The sequence below is a fragment of the Agrobacterium sp. YIC 4121 genome (assembly GCF_002008205.1).
Classification (GTDB): Bacteria; Pseudomonadota; Alphaproteobacteria; order Rhizobiales; family Rhizobiaceae; genus Agrobacterium; species Agrobacterium leguminum.
This window is the reverse complement of record NZ_MRDI01000004.1, coordinates 185,835-202,006: the sequence shown is the minus strand read 5'-3', so window position 1 is coordinate 202,006 and position 16,172 is coordinate 185,835. Positions and strand designations below refer to the sequence as shown.

Below are 16,172 nucleotides of genomic sequence, written 5' to 3'. Positions count from 1 at the left end.
CAATGCAAAGGGTCGCCGACACGTCACGGGTCAACGGTGCAAAGACAGGCGCCGCCACGCTCCCCCGGAAAACGACCGGAGGCGGGGCCGCCTATTTCGAAGCCGGCGCGGGCGAGAATCTGATCCTCATCCACGGTGTTGGAATGCGGCTCGAAGCCTGGACGCCGCAGATCGAGGTGTTTTCGAGGACGCACCGCGTCATCGCGGTCGACATGCCCGGCCACGGCGGCAGCGAACGTCTTGCGGCCGGCAGCACTCTCGAGGATTTCGTCGGCTGGTTCGGCCGGTTTCTCGACGACATGCGGATAGAGCGCGCCAATGTCGCCGGCCATTCCATGGGTGCGCTGATTTCCGGCGGGGCAGCCGCGACGCTTGGAGATCGCATAGCGCGTGTCGGGTATCTGAACGGCGTTTATCGCCGCGACCCCGTTGCGAAGGCGGCGGTGCTTGCGCGCGCGGCGGCGATCCGCACCACGGGCGTGGACAAGGAAGGCCCCTTGCTGCGCTGGTTTGGCGATGATCTGAAAAGCCGGCACGCCCGGGAATTGACGCGAGGCTGGCTGGAAATGGTCGATCCGGAAGGTTACGCAGTCGCCTATACCGCCTTTGCGGGCGGGGACGAGACCTATGCCGACCGCTGGCCCTCGGTCACCTGCCCGACGCTTTTTCTGACCGGTTCGGACGATCCGAACTCCACGCCCCTGATGGCGGAACAGATGGCGGCGATCACGCCGCGCGGTTATGCCCGCATCGTCGAGGCGCACCGGCATATGGTCAATCTGACCGCACCCGAAACCGTCAATGCACTGATGGCCGAATGGCTGGCTTTAGAGGAGGAGCCGCAATGACCGTTGCAACCCTTGACCCGCGCGCCCTGCGCGACGCATTCGGCGCCTTCGTGACGGGGGTGACGATCGTTACCACCCGCGACGAAGCCGGAAAGCCGGTGGGTTTCACCGCAAATTCCTTCACCTCGGTCTCGCTCGATCCGCCGCTGCTGTTGATCTGCCTTGCCCGCACCTCGCGCAATTTCGCGACGATGACCGGTGCGAAAAATTTCGCCGTCAATATTCTGTCGGAAGGCCAGAAGGATCTGTCCAATACGTTCGCCCGGCCGGTGGAAGATCGTTTTGCCGCCGCCATCTGGTCGGATGCGCCGGCGGGCTCACCGGTCTTTGCCGATGTTGCAGCCTGGTTCGAATGTTCGATGCAGGAGGTTATCGAGGCCGGAGACCACGTCATTCTGCTCGGTCGTATCGACGCTTTCGAAAATAGCGGCCTGAACGGCCTCGGTTATGCGCGCGGCGGTTACTTCACGCCGATGCTGGCCGCCAAGGCGCTTTCGGCTGCGGCAGAGGGTGAAATCGCTGTCGGCGCGGTTCTTGAGCGGCGCGGCGAGATTTACCTCGTCGGGGAGGATGTGCTGTCGCTGCCCGGCTGCGTCGTGGCGGGCGGCGATCCGGTCGCGGCGCTGACGGCGCGGCTTGAAGAGCTGACCGGACTGACGGTCAGAACGGGCTTTCTATACTCGGTTTATGAAAACAAGGCGGATGGGCGTCAGCACATCGTCTACCACGCGCTGGCAGATGGGGACGATGCGCCGCACCATGGCCGTTTTCTGTTGCCCGGCGCGCTGGCTTCGGCAAAGTTCGACTCCGGCGCGACGGCGGACATTGTCAACCGGTTCGCGCTGGAAAGTTCAATCGGCAATTTCGGTGTCTATGTCGGTAACGAGACTGCCGGCAGGGTCCATCCCATCTCGATGAAGGCGGCAAACCCATGAAATTCTCCCTCTTCGTCCATATGGAGCGGCTGGACGCCTCGCAGGATCACAAGACGCTCTACGAGGAGTTCGTGACGCTTTGTGAAATCGCCGATCGCGGCGGCATGCATGCCATCTGGACCGGCGAACATCACGGCATGGATTTCACCATTGCCCCGAACCCCTTCGTGACGATCGCCGATCTGGCGCGGCGCACCAGGACGGCGCGTCTCGGCACGGGCACGGTAATCGCGCCCTTCTGGCACCCGATCAAGCTTGCCGGCGAAGCCGCGATGACCGACCTTATCTGCGATGGCCGTCTCGATATCGGCATCGCCCGCGGTGCTTACTCGTTTGAATATGAGCGGCTGCTTCCGGGCCTCGATGCCTGGGGCGCCGGCCAGCGCATGCGCGAGCTGATCCCGGCCGTCAAAGGTGTATGGGCGGGCGACTATGCCCATGACGGCGAGTTCTACAAATTTCCGGCCACCACCTCTGCTCCCAAGCCATTGCAGCAGCCCTTCCCGCCGATCTGGGTGGCGGCGCGCGATCCGAATTCGCATGAATTCGCCGTCGCCAATGATTGCAACGTGCAGGTGACGCCACTCTGGCAGGGCGATGACGAGGTGGAAACCCTGATGGGCCGCTTCAACGATGCCTGCGCCAAGAACCCGGAAAAACAGCGGCCGAAAATCATGTTGCTTCGCCACACCTATGTCGGTTCCGATGAAGCCGATATCGCCCAGGCGGCGCATGAGATGAGCGTCTATTACAATTATTTCTTCGCCTGGTTCAAAAACGAAAAATCGATCCATCAGGGTCTGATCGAGCGTATTGCGCCCGAAGACATCGCCGCCAACGCGATGCTTTCCACCGATGTCATGCGAAAGAACAATGTCGTCGGCAATGCCGATGAGGTGATTAGCCGGCTTAAGGCCTACGAGGCCATGGGCTATAACGAATATTCCTTCTGGATCGATACGGGCATGAGCTTCGAGCGTAAGAAGGCCTCGCTGGAGCGCTTCCTTTCCGATGTCATGCCGGCTTTCGGGGAGTAACGCGATGCGCAGTTTCCAGTGCTATATCGACGGACGTTTCGAAGATGGCGAGGCGCGTTTTGCAAGTCTCGATCCCGCGAGCGGCACTGCATGGGCCGAAATGCCGGAAAGCCGCGAGGCGGATGTCGGCCGTGCGGTCGAGGCCGCGCATCGGGCGCTTTACGAAGATGCAGGCTGGCCGAAACTGACGGCGACACAGCGCGGCAAGCTGCTCTACCGGCTCGCCGATCTGGTCACTGAGAATGCGAAGACGCTCGCCGAACTCGAAACCCGCGATACCGGCAAGATCATCCGGGAAACCTCCGCGCAGATTGCCTATGTCGCGGATTATTATCGTTATTATGCGGGTCTGGCCGACAAGATCGAGGGCGCCTATCTGCCGATCGACAAGCCGGATATGGATGTCTGGCTGCGGCGCGAACCCGTGGGCGTCGTGGCGGCCATCGTGCCGTGGAACAGCCAGCTGTTTCTCGCCGCCGTCAAGATCGGCCCGGCACTCGCGGCCGGCTGCACCCTTGTCGTCAAGGCCTCGGAAGATGGGCCGGCACCTCTTCTGGAATTTGCCCGGCTGGTGCATGAGGCCGGTTTTCCCGCCGGTGTGGTCAATATCGTCTCCGGCTTCGGCGCATCCTGCGGCACGGCGCTCACCACCCATCCGAAGGTGGCCCATATCGCCTTTACCGGCGGTCCGGAAACGGCGCGTCATATTGTGCGCAATTCGGCTGAAAACCTTGCCTCCACCTCGCTGGAACTCGGCGGCAAATCGCCGATCCTCGTTTTTGCCGATGCCGATCTCGAGAGCGCCGCCAATGCGCAGGTGGCGGGCATTTTCGCCGCGACCGGCCAGAGCTGCGTCGCCGGCTCGCGGCTGATCATCGAAAGAAGCGTCAAGGATCGGTTCCTCGAGATTCTGAAGGCGAAAGCTGAGGCGATCCGCATCGGCTCACCGCTGGATATGGCGACGGAAGTAGGCCCGCTGGCGACGGAGCGTCAAAGGAAGCATATCGTTTCTCTGGTTTCCGCCTCCGTGGACGCGGGCGCCAAGGTTGTCACAGGCGGTGCGGTTGTAGACGGCGACGGTTATTTCTATCCGCCAACCATTCTCGATTGCGACGGCATTCGTTCGCCATCGATGGAGAAAGAGTTCTTCGGTCCCGTTCTCTCGGTCGTTTCGTTTGAAACCGAAGCGGAAGCCATCGCGCTGGCCAATGACACGGTCTATGGGCTTGCCTCCGGTGTCTTCACGCAGAATCTGACCCGCGCTCACCGCCTGATGAAGGCGATCCGTGCCGGCATCGTCTGGGTGAATACCTACCGTGCGGTCTCGCCGATTGCGCCTTTCGGCGGATTCGGCCTGTCGGGCGACGGACGCGAGGGCGGGCTTGCGGCGGCGCTCGATTACACGCGCACCAAGACCATATGGTTGCGCACCTCCGATGACCCGATCCCCGATCCCTTCGTGATGCGGTGAGCCCATGTTTTACGAAATCCGCACTTACCGGCTGAAGAACGGCGCCATCCCCGCCTACCTCAAGGTGGTCGAGGAAGAGGGCATCGAAATCCAGAAGAGCCATCTCGGCGAGCTGGTGGGTTACTTCTTCTCCGAGATCGGCCCGATCAATGAGATCGTCCATATCTGGGCCTTTTCGAGCCTGGATGACCGCGAGGAAAGGCGCGCACGGCTGATGGCCGATCCGCGCTGGTTGTCCTTCCTTCCGAAAATCCGCGACCTCATCGAAGTCGCCGAAAACAAGATCATGAAACCGGCGCGGTTTTCACCGCTCAGGTGAAATGCGCCGGTCGCGACGTGCATACCAACAAGAAGCTCTAAAACGGAGTAAGGGAACATGAAATTGAAACTGGTATTGACGACATGCGCCGCTCTTTTTGCCCTTGGTGCATCCGCTGAGGCGAATGATCTGGTTTTCTCCAGCTGGGGAGGAACCACGCAGGACGCCCAGAAGGCGGCCTGGGCTGAAAAATTCATGGTGTCGACCGGCATTAACGTGGTGCAGGACGGCCCGACGGACTACGGCAAATTGAAAGCCATGGTCGAGGCGAACGGCGTGACCTGGGATGTGGTCGATGTCGAGGGCGATTATGCCGCGCAGGCCGGCCCGAAAGGCCTGTTGGAGAAGCTCGATTTTACCGTCATCGACAAGACCAAGCTCGATCCGCGCTTCGTGACGGACTACTCCGTCGGCAGCTTTTATTATTCCTTCGTCATCGGCTGCAATGTCGATGCCGTGGCCGCCTGCCCGAAGAGCTGGGCGGATCTGTTCGACACTGCGAAATTTCCCGGTAAACGAACCTTCTATAAATGGTCGGCACCGGGCGTGATCGAAGCCGCCCTTCTGGCCGATGGTGTGGCCGCCGACAAGCTTTATCCGCTCGATCTCGACCGCGCTTTCAAGAAGCTCGATACGATCAAATCCGATATCATCTGGTGGTCCGGCGGTGCGCAGTCGCAGCAGTTGATTGCATCTGCGGAAGCGCCCTTCGGCAGCGTCTGGAACGGCCGCATGACGGCGCTTGAAAAAAGCGGCGTGAAGGTGGAAACCTCCTGGGAGCAGAACATCACCGCGGCGGATTCCCTCGTCGTTCCCAAGGGAACGAAAAACAGGGATGCGGCGATGAAGTTCATCGCGCTCGCCACTTCTGCGCAGGCGCAGGCGGATATGGCGACCGCGACGGGTTATGCGCCGGTCAATATCGAATCCGCCAAGCTGATGGATCCGGAAACCGCCAAGACCCTGCCGGACCAGCAGACGGCAAGCCAGGTCAACGCCGATATGAACTACTGGGCGCAGCATCGCGACGAGATCGGCGAGCGCTGGTACGCCTGGCAGGCGAAGTAAGATAACGGCGCGGGCCGCGACAGGCGCCCGCGCGATTTTCCACGTCCGGGAGGTTTGGGCATGGTCTCGCTTACCGATGAAACAGTCAGCCCGAAAGCGAAGGTGCGGATGCCTTTCCGGCCCGGCAACTTTACGGCCACCCTGCCGGCGCTTGTCCTGCTTGTCCTGTTCTTCGTCGTTCCGGTTCTGATCCTGCTGTCGCGCAGCGTCACCGAACCCGTCCTCGGATTCGGCAACTATGCCGCCCTGCTGGGAAGCTCCACCTATCTGAAGATATTCTTCAATACCTTCGCGGTGTCGGCGCTGGTAACGGTCGTGTCGCTGGCGATCGGCTTTCCCGTCGCCTGGGCGCTCGCCATCATGCCGGCGCGGCTCGCTTCCATCGTCTTTGCCATATTGCTCCTGTCGATGTGGACCAATCTTCTGGCGCGCACCTATGCGTGGATGGTGCTGTTGCAGCGCACGGGCGTGGTGAACAAGACGCTGATGGGGCTGGGCATCATCGATCAGCCTCTGGCGCTGGTCAACAATCTTACCGGGGTTACGATAGGCATGACCTATATCATGCTGCCCTTCATCATCATTCCGCTCTATGGCGTCATCCGCAAGATCGATCCGGCCATTCTTCAGGCGGCGGCCTTGTGCGGGGCGACACGCTTTCAGGCGCTGACCCGCATCCTCATTCCGCTGGCAGCGCCCGGCATGATTTCCGGCGCGCTGATGGTCTTCGTCATGTCGCTTGGGTATTTCGTCACCCCGGCGCTGCTCGGCGGTACGGCGAACATGATGCTGGCCGAACTCATTGCGCAATTCGTCCAGTCGCTCGTCAACTGGGGCATGGGCGGGGCGGCCGCACTGGTGCTGCTGGTGGTGACGCTGACGCTTTACGCCATCCAGCTCAAATTTTTCGGTGCGGCCGGGGCAGGGGGGCGCTGACATGCTTTTGAACTATAACAGCCTCGGCCTCTGGAAATGGCTGCTCCTCCTGATCACGGTGCTGACGACGGCATTTCTCGTTCTGCCCATCGTTTTCATCGCAGCGCTGTCCTTCGGCTCGTCGCAATGGCTGATCTTTCCGCCGCCCGGCTGGACATTGAAATGGTATGCGGATTTCTTCGCCGATCCGCGATGGCTGGAGGCCGCCTGGACGAGCCTGCGCATCGCCCTCATGGTCACGGTGCTGTCCGTGCTGATCGGTCTTGTCGCTTCCTTCGGGCTGGTGCGCGGCCGTTTCATTGGGCGTAACACGCTTCGCGCGCTGTTCATGACGCCGATGATCCTGCCTGTCGTGGTGCTGGCGGTGGCGCTTTACGCCTTTTTCCTGAAACTGGGCCTTGCCGGCACCACCACCGGTTTCGTTATCGCCCATCTCGTCGTGGCGCTGCCCTTTTCCATTCTGGCGTTGACCGGCGCGCTCGAGGGTTTTGACAAATCGATTGAGGATGCGGCGGTGCTGTGCGGCGCAAGCCCGTTGCAGGCGAAAATCCGCATCACGCTTCCCGCCATCAGCCACGGCCTTTTTTCGGCGGCGATCTTCTCCTTCCTTACCTCCTGGGATGAGGTGGTGCTGGCGATCTTCATGGCAAGCCCGACATTGCAGACGCTGCCGGTGAAGATTTGGGCGACGCTGCGTCAGGATCTGACGCCGGTGATTGCGGCCGCCTCCACGCTTCTCATCGCGGTGACCATCATTCTCATGCTGCTTGTCGCGGCTGTGCGAAAAGGACTGAAAACATGACCAAACCGCTCCTGCAGATTCGCGGCATCCGCAAGCAATACGGACCGGTCGTCGCCGTTCAGGACGTCAATCTCGACGTGCAGCCGGGTGAGTTCATGACATTTCTCGGGCCGTCCGGTTCGGGCAAGAGCACGACGCTTTATATCCTTGCCGGTTTCGAGCAGCCGACATCGGGCGATATTCTGCTGAACGGCGAAAGCCTGCTGTCGACGCCGTCGCACAAGCGCAATATCGGCATGGTCTTCCAGCGCTACACCCTGTTTCCGCATCTGTCGGTTGGCGAGAACATCGCCTTTCCGCTGAAGGTCCGCCGCAAGAGCAAGGCGGAAATCGATGCGAAGGTGAAGGAAATGCTGCGGCTTGTCCGTCTCGAAGGTTTCGAAGACAGAAAACCGGCGCAAATGTCGGGCGGCCAGCAGCAACGTGTGGCGTTGGCGAGGGCGCTTGCCTATGACCCGCCGGTTCTGCTGATGGATGAGCCGCTGTCGGCGCTCGACAAGAAGCTGCGCGAAGAAATCCAGTTCGAAATCCGCCGTATTCACCAGCAGACGGAAGTGACGATCCTCTACGTTACCCACGATCAGGAAGAAGCCTTGCGTCTTTCCGACCGGATCGCCGTGTTTTCCAAGGGGGTAATCGACCAGATCGGCACGGGACCAGAGCTTTACGCTCACCCGGCTACCCGTTTCGTGGCTGAATTCATCGGCGACAGCGACTTCATCGCCTGCGATCTCCTCGCCGCCTCGGGCGGCAGGGCGACGGTGTCGCTCGGTCGGGATATCGTTTTCGATCACATTCCGGTGCATGGCGAAGCCGCGCCGGGAAAGAAAGCGGCGCTGATGCTGCGCCCGGAGCGGCTGCAGCTCAGCCGTAACCGGCCGGTCGCCGCTGCCGGTTTCCAGGCCACGGTCAGCGACATCACTTTCCTCGGCAACAATGTCCATGTGGTGGCTCATACCGGCTCGGGTGAGCCGCTTGCGGTGCGCCTGCCTTTCGGCCATGAGGCGATTTCCGGCCTCAGCCGTGGCGACCTCGTGCATCTCGCCTTCGATCCGGCCTCGGCGCAGGTCTTCTGTTGAGGGGTGGGCCATGAATCTGAATGATCCCACACTCTTCGGCGAGAAAGTGCCGGTGGCTGGCCGCTGGGTTGGTTGCGATGGCCGTGAAACGGCGGCGATCCGCAATCCCGCGACCGGTGAGATCGTCGGACGGGTTCCAGAACTCGGTGCGAAGGAAACGAGAGAAGCAATCGCTTCCGCCGTGATCGCCCAGAAGGAATGGGCCCGCCGCACCGCCGGCGAGCGTGCGAATATCCTGAAGGAATGGTTCCGGCTCGTCATGGAAAACCGTGACGATCTCGGCATGATATTGACGCTGGAACAGGGTAAGCCGCTGGCGGAAGCCAAAGGTGAGATCGCCTATGGTGCGAGCTTCATCGAATGGTTTGCCGAGGAGGCGCGGCGAATCCATGGTGAGACAGTGCCCGGCCACCAGCCGGATAAACGCATTCTGGTTCTTCGCCAGCCCGTGGGCGTGGTTGCGGCCATCACGCCATGGAATTTCCCCAATGCCATGATCACTCGCAAGGTCGGCCCGGCGCTGGCCGCCGGCTGTGCAGTGGTGCTGAAACCGGCGCCGCAAACGCCGTTTTCTGCCATTGCCCTTGCCATCCTTGCAGAGCGCGCCGACCTGCCGCTTGCGCTTTTCAGCATTTTGACGGGGCCAGCCGCAGAGATAGGCGGGGAGATGACGGCAAGCCCGGATATCCGCCTTCTGACCTTTACCGGCTCGACGCGTACGGGCGAACATCTTTACCGGCAATGTGCGCCGACGATCAAGAAGCTGGGGCTGGAACTCGGCGGCAATGCGCCCTTCATCGTCTTCGATGACGCCGATCTCGATGCAGCTGTCGAGGGCGCGATCCTCGCCAAATTCCGCAACAATGGTCAGACCTGCGTTTGCGCCAACCGTTTTTATGTGCAGAGCGGCGTCTATGATGCTTTCGCTGAAAATTTCGCAGGGGCCGTCGCGCAATTGAAGGTCGGTAACGGGTTGGAGGAGGCAAGCATTCTTGGGCCTCTCATCGACGCAAACGCCGTTGCCAAAGTGGAAGCCCATATTGCCGATGCGCTTTCGAAAGGCGCCGAGATCGCCACGGGCGGCAGGAGACACGCGTTGGGCGGCAATTTCTTCGAGCCGACGATCCTGCGCAATGTCGATGCCGGCATGCAGGTGGCGTGTGAGGAAACCTTCGGTCCGCTTGCGCCGCTCTTCCGCTTCGAGGATGAGGCGGATGTGATCGCGCAGGCGAACAATACCGATTTCGGTCTCGCCTCCTATTTTTATGCGCGCGATCTGTCTCGGGTCTTCCGGGTTGCCGAGGCGCTCGAATATGGCATGGTCGGCGTCAATACGGGGGCTATTTCCACCGCCGAGGCGCCTTTCGGTGGTGTCAAGATGTCTGGTCTCGGCCGGGAAGGGTCACGTCACGGCATCGAGGAATATACCGAGCTCAAATATGTCTGCATCGGTGGCGTCGGCTGAGGCCGGGCCGCGAAGAATGATGCCTATGCCAGCAGCCCACGCATGATCAGATCGAGATGAATTTTCAGGACAGCCTGTCTGTCCAGAATGCGCCGGTCGTTGAAAATCAGCCGAAACACCAATGTTCCGACCATGGGTGACATCACCACTTTGGCGAGTTCGGGAGGATTGGCCCTGAACCTTTTTTTCGCCACGCCCTCCTCGAGGACCGTATCGATGCGCGTAAAGACCGGTGCCATCAACGTGTCATGGTGCTGGTCGATGAGATCGGGAAATTTTGCGCCTTCCGCAAGGATCAGGCGGAACAGTTCCCGCATCTTCTTGTTGTCGACGAGGGAATCGAACAGGAACTCCAGCAGCAGACGAAGCTCCTCGACCGGGTCGTCGGATGTATGCGTATAGGCATTGAATGCCTCCTGGAACGGCAGGGAGGCGTGCTTGACCATCGCTTCGAAGAGCGCCTCCTTGGTTTCGAAATAGACGTAGACCGTTCCTTTCGTCACCCCCACTCGTTCCGCGATGTCTTCCACCCGCGTCGCGGTAAATCCCCTTTTGGTGAATTCCTCGAATGCGGCATCGAGAATTTGCAACGGACGTTGTATCTTCTGTTCAGCACGTGTCAGTTTTGCTTTCGCCATGGCCCCGGATCCTTCTTTATTTTCGACGCGTGCCCTTCTGTCCGTCGCGATTGGCGGAAATGAGAGATGGGTTTGCCTATAGCACCGGCGCAAAAACCGGAACGATTTTTGTGAAGGCGCGCGCATGCTTCACTATGCCGGAACATTGCCAATGCGCCCGCAGGTATGTGCCGGACGAGAAGGGAATGATCATTCGGGAACCCGTGCCGATACTCCGGACAGCTCCCCGATCAGCGGCATAAAAATTTCATTGACTATTCAGTCAGTCAAATATTATAGGATGAGGCGAAGATCAAGAGGTCACCATGAGAACCATTCTTATCGCGGCGGCGCTTGGCGGTATTTTCGCCCTGTCGTCCTGCAGCAATGAAGAGCCGCCCGCCGAAAAGCCGCTCCGCACCGTCGATGTGGTCGTGGCTGAGAAAAAACCCGTTGATCGCGGCAGCGTCATCACGGGCGAAGTAAAGGCGCGGGTCCAGACGGACCTGTCCTTCCGGGTCAGCGGCAAAATCACCGAGCGGCTGGTGGATGTGGGCGCACGGGTGAAGACCGGGCAATTGCTTGCCCGCATGGATCCCGAAGAGCAGAAGGCCGATCTCGATGTCGCCCTGGCCAACCTGCAATCAGCGGAAGCGCAGCAGACGCAGGCGCAATTGACGTTCGACCGTCAGCAAAGTCTTTTCAAGACGCAGGTGACCTCGCGTTCGGCGGTAGACAAGGCTCAGGAAACCCTTCTCACGACGCAAGGGGCGGTGAGATCGGCGCAGGCGCAGCTCGATACGGCGCGCGATGCCCTGTCCTATACGGAACTCAGGGCGGATGCGGATGGCGTTATCACCGCGCGCAATGTCGAAGTCGGCCAGGTGGCGCAGGCCGCCCAGCTCGTCTTCACGCTGGCGCATGACGGGCCGCGCGATGCGGTTTTCGATGTTTATGAATCCCTGTTCCTCGAGCGTGATATCGACAATCTTGTCAATGTCAACCTCCTGTCGGACCCCGCCCGCAGCGTTGCGGCGCCGGTGCGGGAGATTTCTCCGACGATCGACCCGGACAATGGAACGATCAGGGTCAAGGTCGGCCTGAACGGCGATATGACCATGCCGCTCGGCGCGCCTGTATCCGGCCATTTCCGCTTCAAACAGGTCGATGCGATTGAGCTTCCGTGGTCGGCGATGACGTCGCAGGACGGCTTCCCCGCCGTCTGGGTGGTCGATCCGCAATCCTCGGAAATCGCCATGCGGCGTGTTGAGGTCGCCGATTACGAGACCGGTCAATTCGTCATCACGCAGGGGCTTAATCCCGGCGATCTCGTCGTCACCGTCGGCACCAAATTTCTCCGCGCCGGTGAAAAGGTCGCCTATGAAAAGGGGCAGGCACAATAATGTCCAGTATATACAAAAGCTTGTTTTTGGTGGCTGTGGCGATTGCGGTTTCCTCCTGCGAGGACAAGCAGGAAGCCGCCGCCGAGGCGCCGCGCCCGGTGCTTTCCGTCGTCGTGGAAGAGAAGCCGGCCGATGCCCTGCGGCTGACCGGCACGGTGGAATCGCGCATTCAGACCGATCTCGGCTTTCGCGTGCTCGGGCGCATTATCGCCCGCAATGTCGATGTGGCCGATCTGGTCAAGAAGGGCGACGTGGTTGCATCAATCGATCCGCTCGCGCTCGAGCTTGCGGTTAAGAGCGCGCAATCCGACCTCTCCAATGCGGAAGCGCAGCTGGCCAATGCAGTGACGACCGAGCAGCGCCAGCGCGTGCTGGCCGAAGCCCGCAGCGGCACGGAAGCGGCACTGGAAGAGGCCGAGCAGGCCACCCGCACGGCCAATGCGTCCGTCGCCAAGGCCCGCGCCAACCTAGACAAGGCCGAGGAGCAGCTGGGTTATGCGCAGTTGCATGCGGAATTTGACGGTGTGGTGACGGCAACTTCGGGCGAAATCGGTCAGGTCGTCTCGGCCGGGCAAACGGTCGTGACCATTGCCCGCCCGGAAGTGCGCGACGTGGTGGTCGACGTTCCGCAATTTGCGGCGCAGCGTCTGGAGATCGGCTCCGCCTTCGAGATCGCCCTGCAGCTCGATCCGAAAATTCGCACCACCGGCGTGGTCCGCGAGATTGCTCCGGAAGCCGAAACGGCGACGCGCACGCGCCGCACGAAGATCAGCCTGCAGGATGCGCCGCCGGCATTCCGGCTCGGTTCCGTCGTCACGGCCTCGGTGCTTGCCGCATCCGAACCGCAGATCATGCTTCCTTCATCTGCCCTGCTGAAAACCGACAATGGATGGGGTGTCTGGATCGTCAATGCCGATACGGCAACGGTAACGCTCCGCCCGGTCACGATAGAGGGCGAGCCTGCCGAAGGCGGCAGCGTGCGCATCACCGGCGGCGTTAAGCCCGGCGAGCGTGTTGCCAGCGCCGGCGTTCACAAGCTCAAGGATGGACAAGCCATCAGGATCGATCAGGAGGTCCGTCAGTGAAGAAATTCAATCTCTCCGACTGGGCGCTCGAACACCGTTCGCTCGTCTGGTACTTCATGCTGGTTTTCGTTCTTGCCGGCGTTTTCTCCTATCTCAACCTCGGCCGCGAGGAAGATCCGAACTTCACCATCAAGACGATGGTGATCAGCGCGCAATGGCCCGGCGCTTCCGCCGAAGAAGTGGCGCGGCAGGTGACCGACAGGATCGAGAAGAAGCTCGAGGAACTCGATAATCTCGACCATCTGCGCAGCCAGACGGTGGCCGGCCGTACGACGATCTTCGTGGAACTGGTGCCGGAAACCAAGGCACGCAACGTCGAGCCGACCTGGGTGCGGGTGCGCAACATGATCGGCGACATCAAGGGCGATTTCCCCTCGGGCGTTGTCGGTCCCTTCTTCAACGACCGCTTCGGCGATGTCTATGGCAATATCTACGCCTTCACCAGCGACGGTCTCAGCCAGCGGCAATTGCGCGATCTGGTGGAGGATGCGCGTGCGAAGGTGCTGACCGTCGACAATATCGGCAAGGTCGATGTCATCGGCGCACAGGATGAGACGATCTATCTGGAGTTCTCCACGCGGCAGATCGCGGCGCTCGGCATCGACCAGCAATCGATCATCAAGACGCTGCAAGCCCAGAACGCCGTCACGCAATCCGGCTTCGTCAATGCCGGGCCTGAGCGCGTGGCGCTGCGCGTCAGCGGCCAGTTCACCTCCGAAGACAGCCTGCGGTCCATCAATCTGCGGGTCAACAACCGGTTCTTCCCTCTGACGGAAGTGGCGACGATCCGGCGCGGTTATGTCGATCCGCCGTCCTCGCTGTTCCGCTTTAACGGCCAGCCGGCCATCGGCCTTGCGATCGGCATGAAAACCGGCGCGAACCTGCTGCACTTCGGCGAGGCGCTGGATGCGCAGATGAAGCGGGTGGTTGCGGATCTGCCTGTTGGCGTCGATGTGCATCGCGTGTCCGATCAGCCGGCCGTGGTCGATGAGGCAGTCTCGGGCTTCACCTCGGCGCTGTTCGAGGCCATCGCCATCGTTCTCGTCATCAGCTTCATCAGCCTTGGCCTCAGGGCCGGCATGGTGGTTGCCGTTTCCATTCCGCTCGTGCTGGCGATCACCTTCGTCTACATGGAATATACCGGCATTTCCTTGCAGCGTATCTCTCTGGGCGCCCTCATCATCGCGCTCGGGCTTCTCGTCGACGATGCGATGATCGCCGTCGAGATGATGGTCGCGCGGCTTGAGGTCGGAGACGATCTCAGGAAAGCGGCGACCTATGTTTACACCTCTACCGCTTTCCCGATGCTGACCGGTACGCTGGTCACCGTTGCCGGCTTCATTCCGGTCGGTCTCAACAACAGCGCGGCGGGTGAATTCACCTTCACGCTTTTTGTGGTGATCGCCGTTTCACTGATCGTGTCATGGATCGTCGCGGTCCTGTTCACGCCGCTGCTCGGCGTGACGATCCTGCCGAAGACGATGAAATCGCATCATGAGAAAAAGGGCCGCTTTGCCTCAGCCTTTTCGTGGCTTCTCGGCCGGGCGTTGCGCTGGCGCTGGGTGACGATCATCCTTACCATCGCGCTGTTCGGCCTTTCCGTCGGCGGCATGGGCCTTGTGCAGCAGCAGTTCTTCCCGTCATCCGACCGCGTGGAACTGATCGTTGACTGGAACCTGCCGCAGAACAGTTCGATTGCCGAGACCAACCGCCAGATGGCGCAGTTCGAGCAGGACATGCTGGCCAAGAATCCGGATATCGACCATTGGACAACCTATGTCGGCGAAGGCGCGCCGCGTTTCATCCTGTCCTTCGACGTGCAGACGCCTGATGTCACCTTCGGCCAGACGGTCATCGTCACCAAGGGGCTGGATGTGCGCGACAAGGTGCGTGCCGAGTTGCAGGACTATCTGAACAAGACTTTTATCGGCACCGACGCCTTCGTGAAACTGCTCGATATCGGTCCTCCGGTCGGAAAACCGGTACAATATCGCCTCAGCGGTCCTGATATCCAGAAGGTCCGCGAGCTCGGGCAGCAATTGTCGGGCATCGTCGGCGAACACCGGCTGCTGTCCAACATGGTCATGGACTGGAACGAGCCGACGCGCGTGGTGAAAGTGGATGTTCTGCAGGACAAGGCCCGCCAGCTCGGCGTCTCGTCGGAAGATATCGCCAATGCCATGAACAGCATTGTCGAAGGCTCCACAGTCACGCAGGTGAGGGACGATATCTATCTCGTCAACGTGGTGGCGCGGGCGCAGCTTTCGGAGCGCGGCTCCATCGAGACCTTGCAAAACCTGCAATTGCCGGCAACCAACGGCAAGGCCGTGCCGCTCTCGGCAATCGCCAATTTCCGTTATGAGCTGGAGCAGCCGACCATCTGGCGTCGTGACAGGATCCCGACTGTCACCGTCAAGGCTGCCATTATCGGCCCGACGCAGCCAGCGACGATTGTGGAGCAGCTGAAGCCGAAAATCGAGGCGTTCCAGAAAACGCTTCCCGTCGGCTACACACTGGAGACGGGCGGTTCGGTGGAATCCAGTGCGGATTCGCAAGCGCCGATCGTCGCTGTCGTGCCCATGATGCTGTTTGCGATGGCGACGATCCTGATGATCCAGTTGCAGAGCTTCAGCCGGCTGTTCCTGGTCTTCGCCGTGGCGCCGACTGCCCTGATCGGCGTCGTGGTGGCGCTGCTCTTCTCCAATGCACCGATGGGCTTCGTCGCCATTCTCGGCGTGCTAGCGCTGATTGGCATCCTGATCCGCAACTCGGTAATTCTCGTCGTGCAGATCGAGCATTTGAGAAGCGAAGGGGTTTCGGCATGGCGTGCCGTCATCGAGGCGACCGAGCACCGCATGCGGCCGATCATGCTGACGGCGGCGGCGGCCACGCTTGCCCTCATCCCCATATCGCGGGAAATCTTCTGGGGGCCGATGGCCTATGCGATGATGGGCGGCATTGTGGTTGGCACGGCGCTCACGTTGCTTTTCCTGCCGGCGCTCTATGTCGCGTGGTTCCGCATTCCGCGTGAGGATGACAAGCCGGAGGCAGCCGAAATCAAGGCGTAATATCTGACGCGGAGGGAGGGTGCGGCGGTGCCGCACCCT

Annotated in this window: 14 protein-coding genes; 13 read left to right on the top strand and 1 reads right to left on the bottom strand. The window is 60.9% G+C overall.

The window, feature by feature from the left end:
• Nucleotides 1–2: 2 nt before the first annotated feature.
• From BTE54_RS08245 to BTE54_RS08200, 10 genes are read left to right on the top strand one after another with little or no spacing between them, the layout of a single operon-like run.
• Entirely contained in the window at nt 3–848 is an 846-nt protein-coding gene (locus BTE54_RS08245) for an alpha/beta hydrolase (protein WP_078052077.1), read from the top strand.
• Nucleotides 845–1,783 (top strand): flavin reductase family protein, encoded by a 939-nt coding sequence (locus tag BTE54_RS08240; protein WP_078052076.1) that lies wholly within the window; start codon nt 845–847, stop codon nt 1,781–1,783. Before BTE54_RS08245 ends, BTE54_RS08240 begins: the two co-directional genes overlap by 4 nt.
• Nucleotides 1,780–2,820, top strand: coding sequence for an LLM class flavin-dependent oxidoreductase (locus tag BTE54_RS08235; RefSeq protein ID WP_078052075.1), 1,041 nt, complete (start codon nt 1,780–1,782; stop codon nt 2,818–2,820). Before BTE54_RS08240 ends, BTE54_RS08235 begins: the two co-directional genes overlap by 4 nt.
• 4 nt (nt 2,821–2,824) lie before the next feature.
• Nucleotides 2,825–4,291: an aldehyde dehydrogenase gene (locus tag BTE54_RS08230; RefSeq protein WP_078052074.1), complete on the top strand. Its 1,467-nt coding sequence runs from the start codon at nt 2,825–2,827 to the stop codon at nt 4,289–4,291.
• 4 nt (nt 4,292–4,295) lie between these two features.
• Complete coding sequence (locus BTE54_RS08225) at nt 4,296–4,610, top strand: NIPSNAP family protein (protein ID WP_065656547.1); 315 nt, start codon at nt 4,296–4,298, stop codon at nt 4,608–4,610.
• A 57-nt stretch (nt 4,611–4,667) separates the two neighbouring features.
• The gene (locus tag BTE54_RS08220) at nt 4,668–5,678 is read left to right on the top strand and encodes an ABC transporter substrate-binding protein (RefSeq protein ID WP_078052073.1); all 1,011 of its coding nucleotides are present in this window, start codon (nt 4,668–4,670) and stop codon (nt 5,676–5,678) included.
• A gap of 60 nt (nt 5,679–5,738) precedes the next feature.
• A complete protein-coding gene (locus tag BTE54_RS08215) occupies nt 5,739–6,614 on the top strand; it encodes an ABC transporter permease (protein ID WP_078052072.1) in 876 nt (291 codons plus the stop codon).
• A gap of 1 nt (nt 6,615) precedes the next feature.
• Complete coding sequence (locus BTE54_RS08210) at nt 6,616–7,416, top strand: ABC transporter permease (protein WP_078052071.1); 801 nt, start codon at nt 6,616–6,618, stop codon at nt 7,414–7,416.
• The gene (locus BTE54_RS08205; protein WP_078052070.1) at nt 7,413–8,495 is read left to right on the top strand and encodes an ABC transporter ATP-binding protein; all 1,083 of its coding nucleotides are present in this window, start codon (nt 7,413–7,415) and stop codon (nt 8,493–8,495) included. The genes BTE54_RS08210 and BTE54_RS08205 overlap by 4 nt, the downstream gene beginning before the upstream one ends.
• Before the next feature lie 10 nt (nt 8,496–8,505).
• On the top strand, nt 8,506–9,960 hold the full coding sequence (locus tag BTE54_RS08200; protein WP_078052069.1) for an NAD-dependent succinate-semialdehyde dehydrogenase: 1,455 nt from the start codon (nt 8,506–8,508) through the stop codon (nt 9,958–9,960).
• Between the two features lie 23 nt (nt 9,961–9,983).
• Here the strand turns inward: BTE54_RS08200 and BTE54_RS08195 are convergent, their stop codons facing one another.
• Nucleotides 9,984–10,598, bottom strand: coding sequence for a TetR/AcrR family transcriptional regulator (locus BTE54_RS08195; RefSeq protein ID WP_078052068.1), 615 nt, complete (start codon nt 10,596–10,598; stop codon nt 9,984–9,986).
• A gap of 305 nt (nt 10,599–10,903) precedes the next feature.
• On the opposite strand from BTE54_RS08195, the gene BTE54_RS08190 reads away from it, so the two are divergent.
• Genes BTE54_RS08190 through BTE54_RS08180 form a run of 3 tightly spaced genes read left to right on the top strand, consistent with a single transcriptional unit; the run spans nt 10,904 to nt 16,133 of the window.
• Complete coding sequence (locus BTE54_RS08190; RefSeq protein WP_078052067.1) at nt 10,904–11,980, top strand: efflux RND transporter periplasmic adaptor subunit; 1,077 nt, start codon at nt 10,904–10,906, stop codon at nt 11,978–11,980.
• A complete protein-coding gene (locus tag BTE54_RS08185; protein WP_059757757.1) occupies nt 11,980–13,065 on the top strand; it encodes an efflux RND transporter periplasmic adaptor subunit in 1,086 nt (361 codons plus the stop codon). The genes BTE54_RS08190 and BTE54_RS08185 overlap by 1 nt, the downstream gene beginning before the upstream one ends.
• Nucleotides 13,062–16,133, top strand: coding sequence for an efflux RND transporter permease subunit (locus BTE54_RS08180; protein ID WP_078052066.1), 3,072 nt, complete (start codon nt 13,062–13,064; stop codon nt 16,131–16,133). Before BTE54_RS08185 ends, BTE54_RS08180 begins: the two co-directional genes overlap by 4 nt.
• Nucleotides 16,134–16,172: the final 39 nt, after the last annotated feature.

Bases quoted from the DNA above. Each gene is read 5' to 3' on its own strand.
- BTE54_RS08245 (WP_078052077.1), top strand. From the start codon at position 3: ATGCAAAGGGTCGCCGACACGTCACGGGTCAACGGTGCAAAGACAGGC.
- BTE54_RS08240 (WP_078052076.1), top strand. From the start codon at position 845: ATGACCGTTGCAACCCTTGACCCGCGCGCCCTGCGCGACGCATTCGGC.
- BTE54_RS08235 (WP_078052075.1), top strand. From the start codon at position 1,780: ATGAAATTCTCCCTCTTCGTCCATATGGAGCGGCTGGACGCCTCGCAG.
- BTE54_RS08230 (WP_078052074.1), top strand. From the start codon at position 2,825: ATGCGCAGTTTCCAGTGCTATATCGACGGACGTTTCGAAGATGGCGAG.
- BTE54_RS08225 (WP_065656547.1), top strand. From the start codon at position 4,296: ATGTTTTACGAAATCCGCACTTACCGGCTGAAGAACGGCGCCATCCCC.
- BTE54_RS08220 (WP_078052073.1), top strand. From the start codon at position 4,668: ATGAAATTGAAACTGGTATTGACGACATGCGCCGCTCTTTTTGCCCTT.
- BTE54_RS08215 (WP_078052072.1), top strand. From the start codon at position 5,739: ATGGTCTCGCTTACCGATGAAACAGTCAGCCCGAAAGCGAAGGTGCGG.
- BTE54_RS08210 (WP_078052071.1), top strand. From the start codon at position 6,616: ATGCTTTTGAACTATAACAGCCTCGGCCTCTGGAAATGGCTGCTCCTC.
- BTE54_RS08205 (WP_078052070.1), top strand. From the start codon at position 7,413: ATGACCAAACCGCTCCTGCAGATTCGCGGCATCCGCAAGCAATACGGA.
- BTE54_RS08200 (WP_078052069.1), top strand. From the start codon at position 8,506: ATGAATCTGAATGATCCCACACTCTTCGGCGAGAAAGTGCCGGTGGCT.
- BTE54_RS08195 (WP_078052068.1), bottom strand. From the start codon at position 10,598: ATGGCGAAAGCAAAACTGACACGTGCTGAACAGAAGATACAACGTCCG.
- BTE54_RS08190 (WP_078052067.1), top strand. From the start codon at position 10,904: ATGAGAACCATTCTTATCGCGGCGGCGCTTGGCGGTATTTTCGCCCTG.
- BTE54_RS08185 (WP_059757757.1), top strand. From the start codon at position 11,980: ATGTCCAGTATATACAAAAGCTTGTTTTTGGTGGCTGTGGCGATTGCG.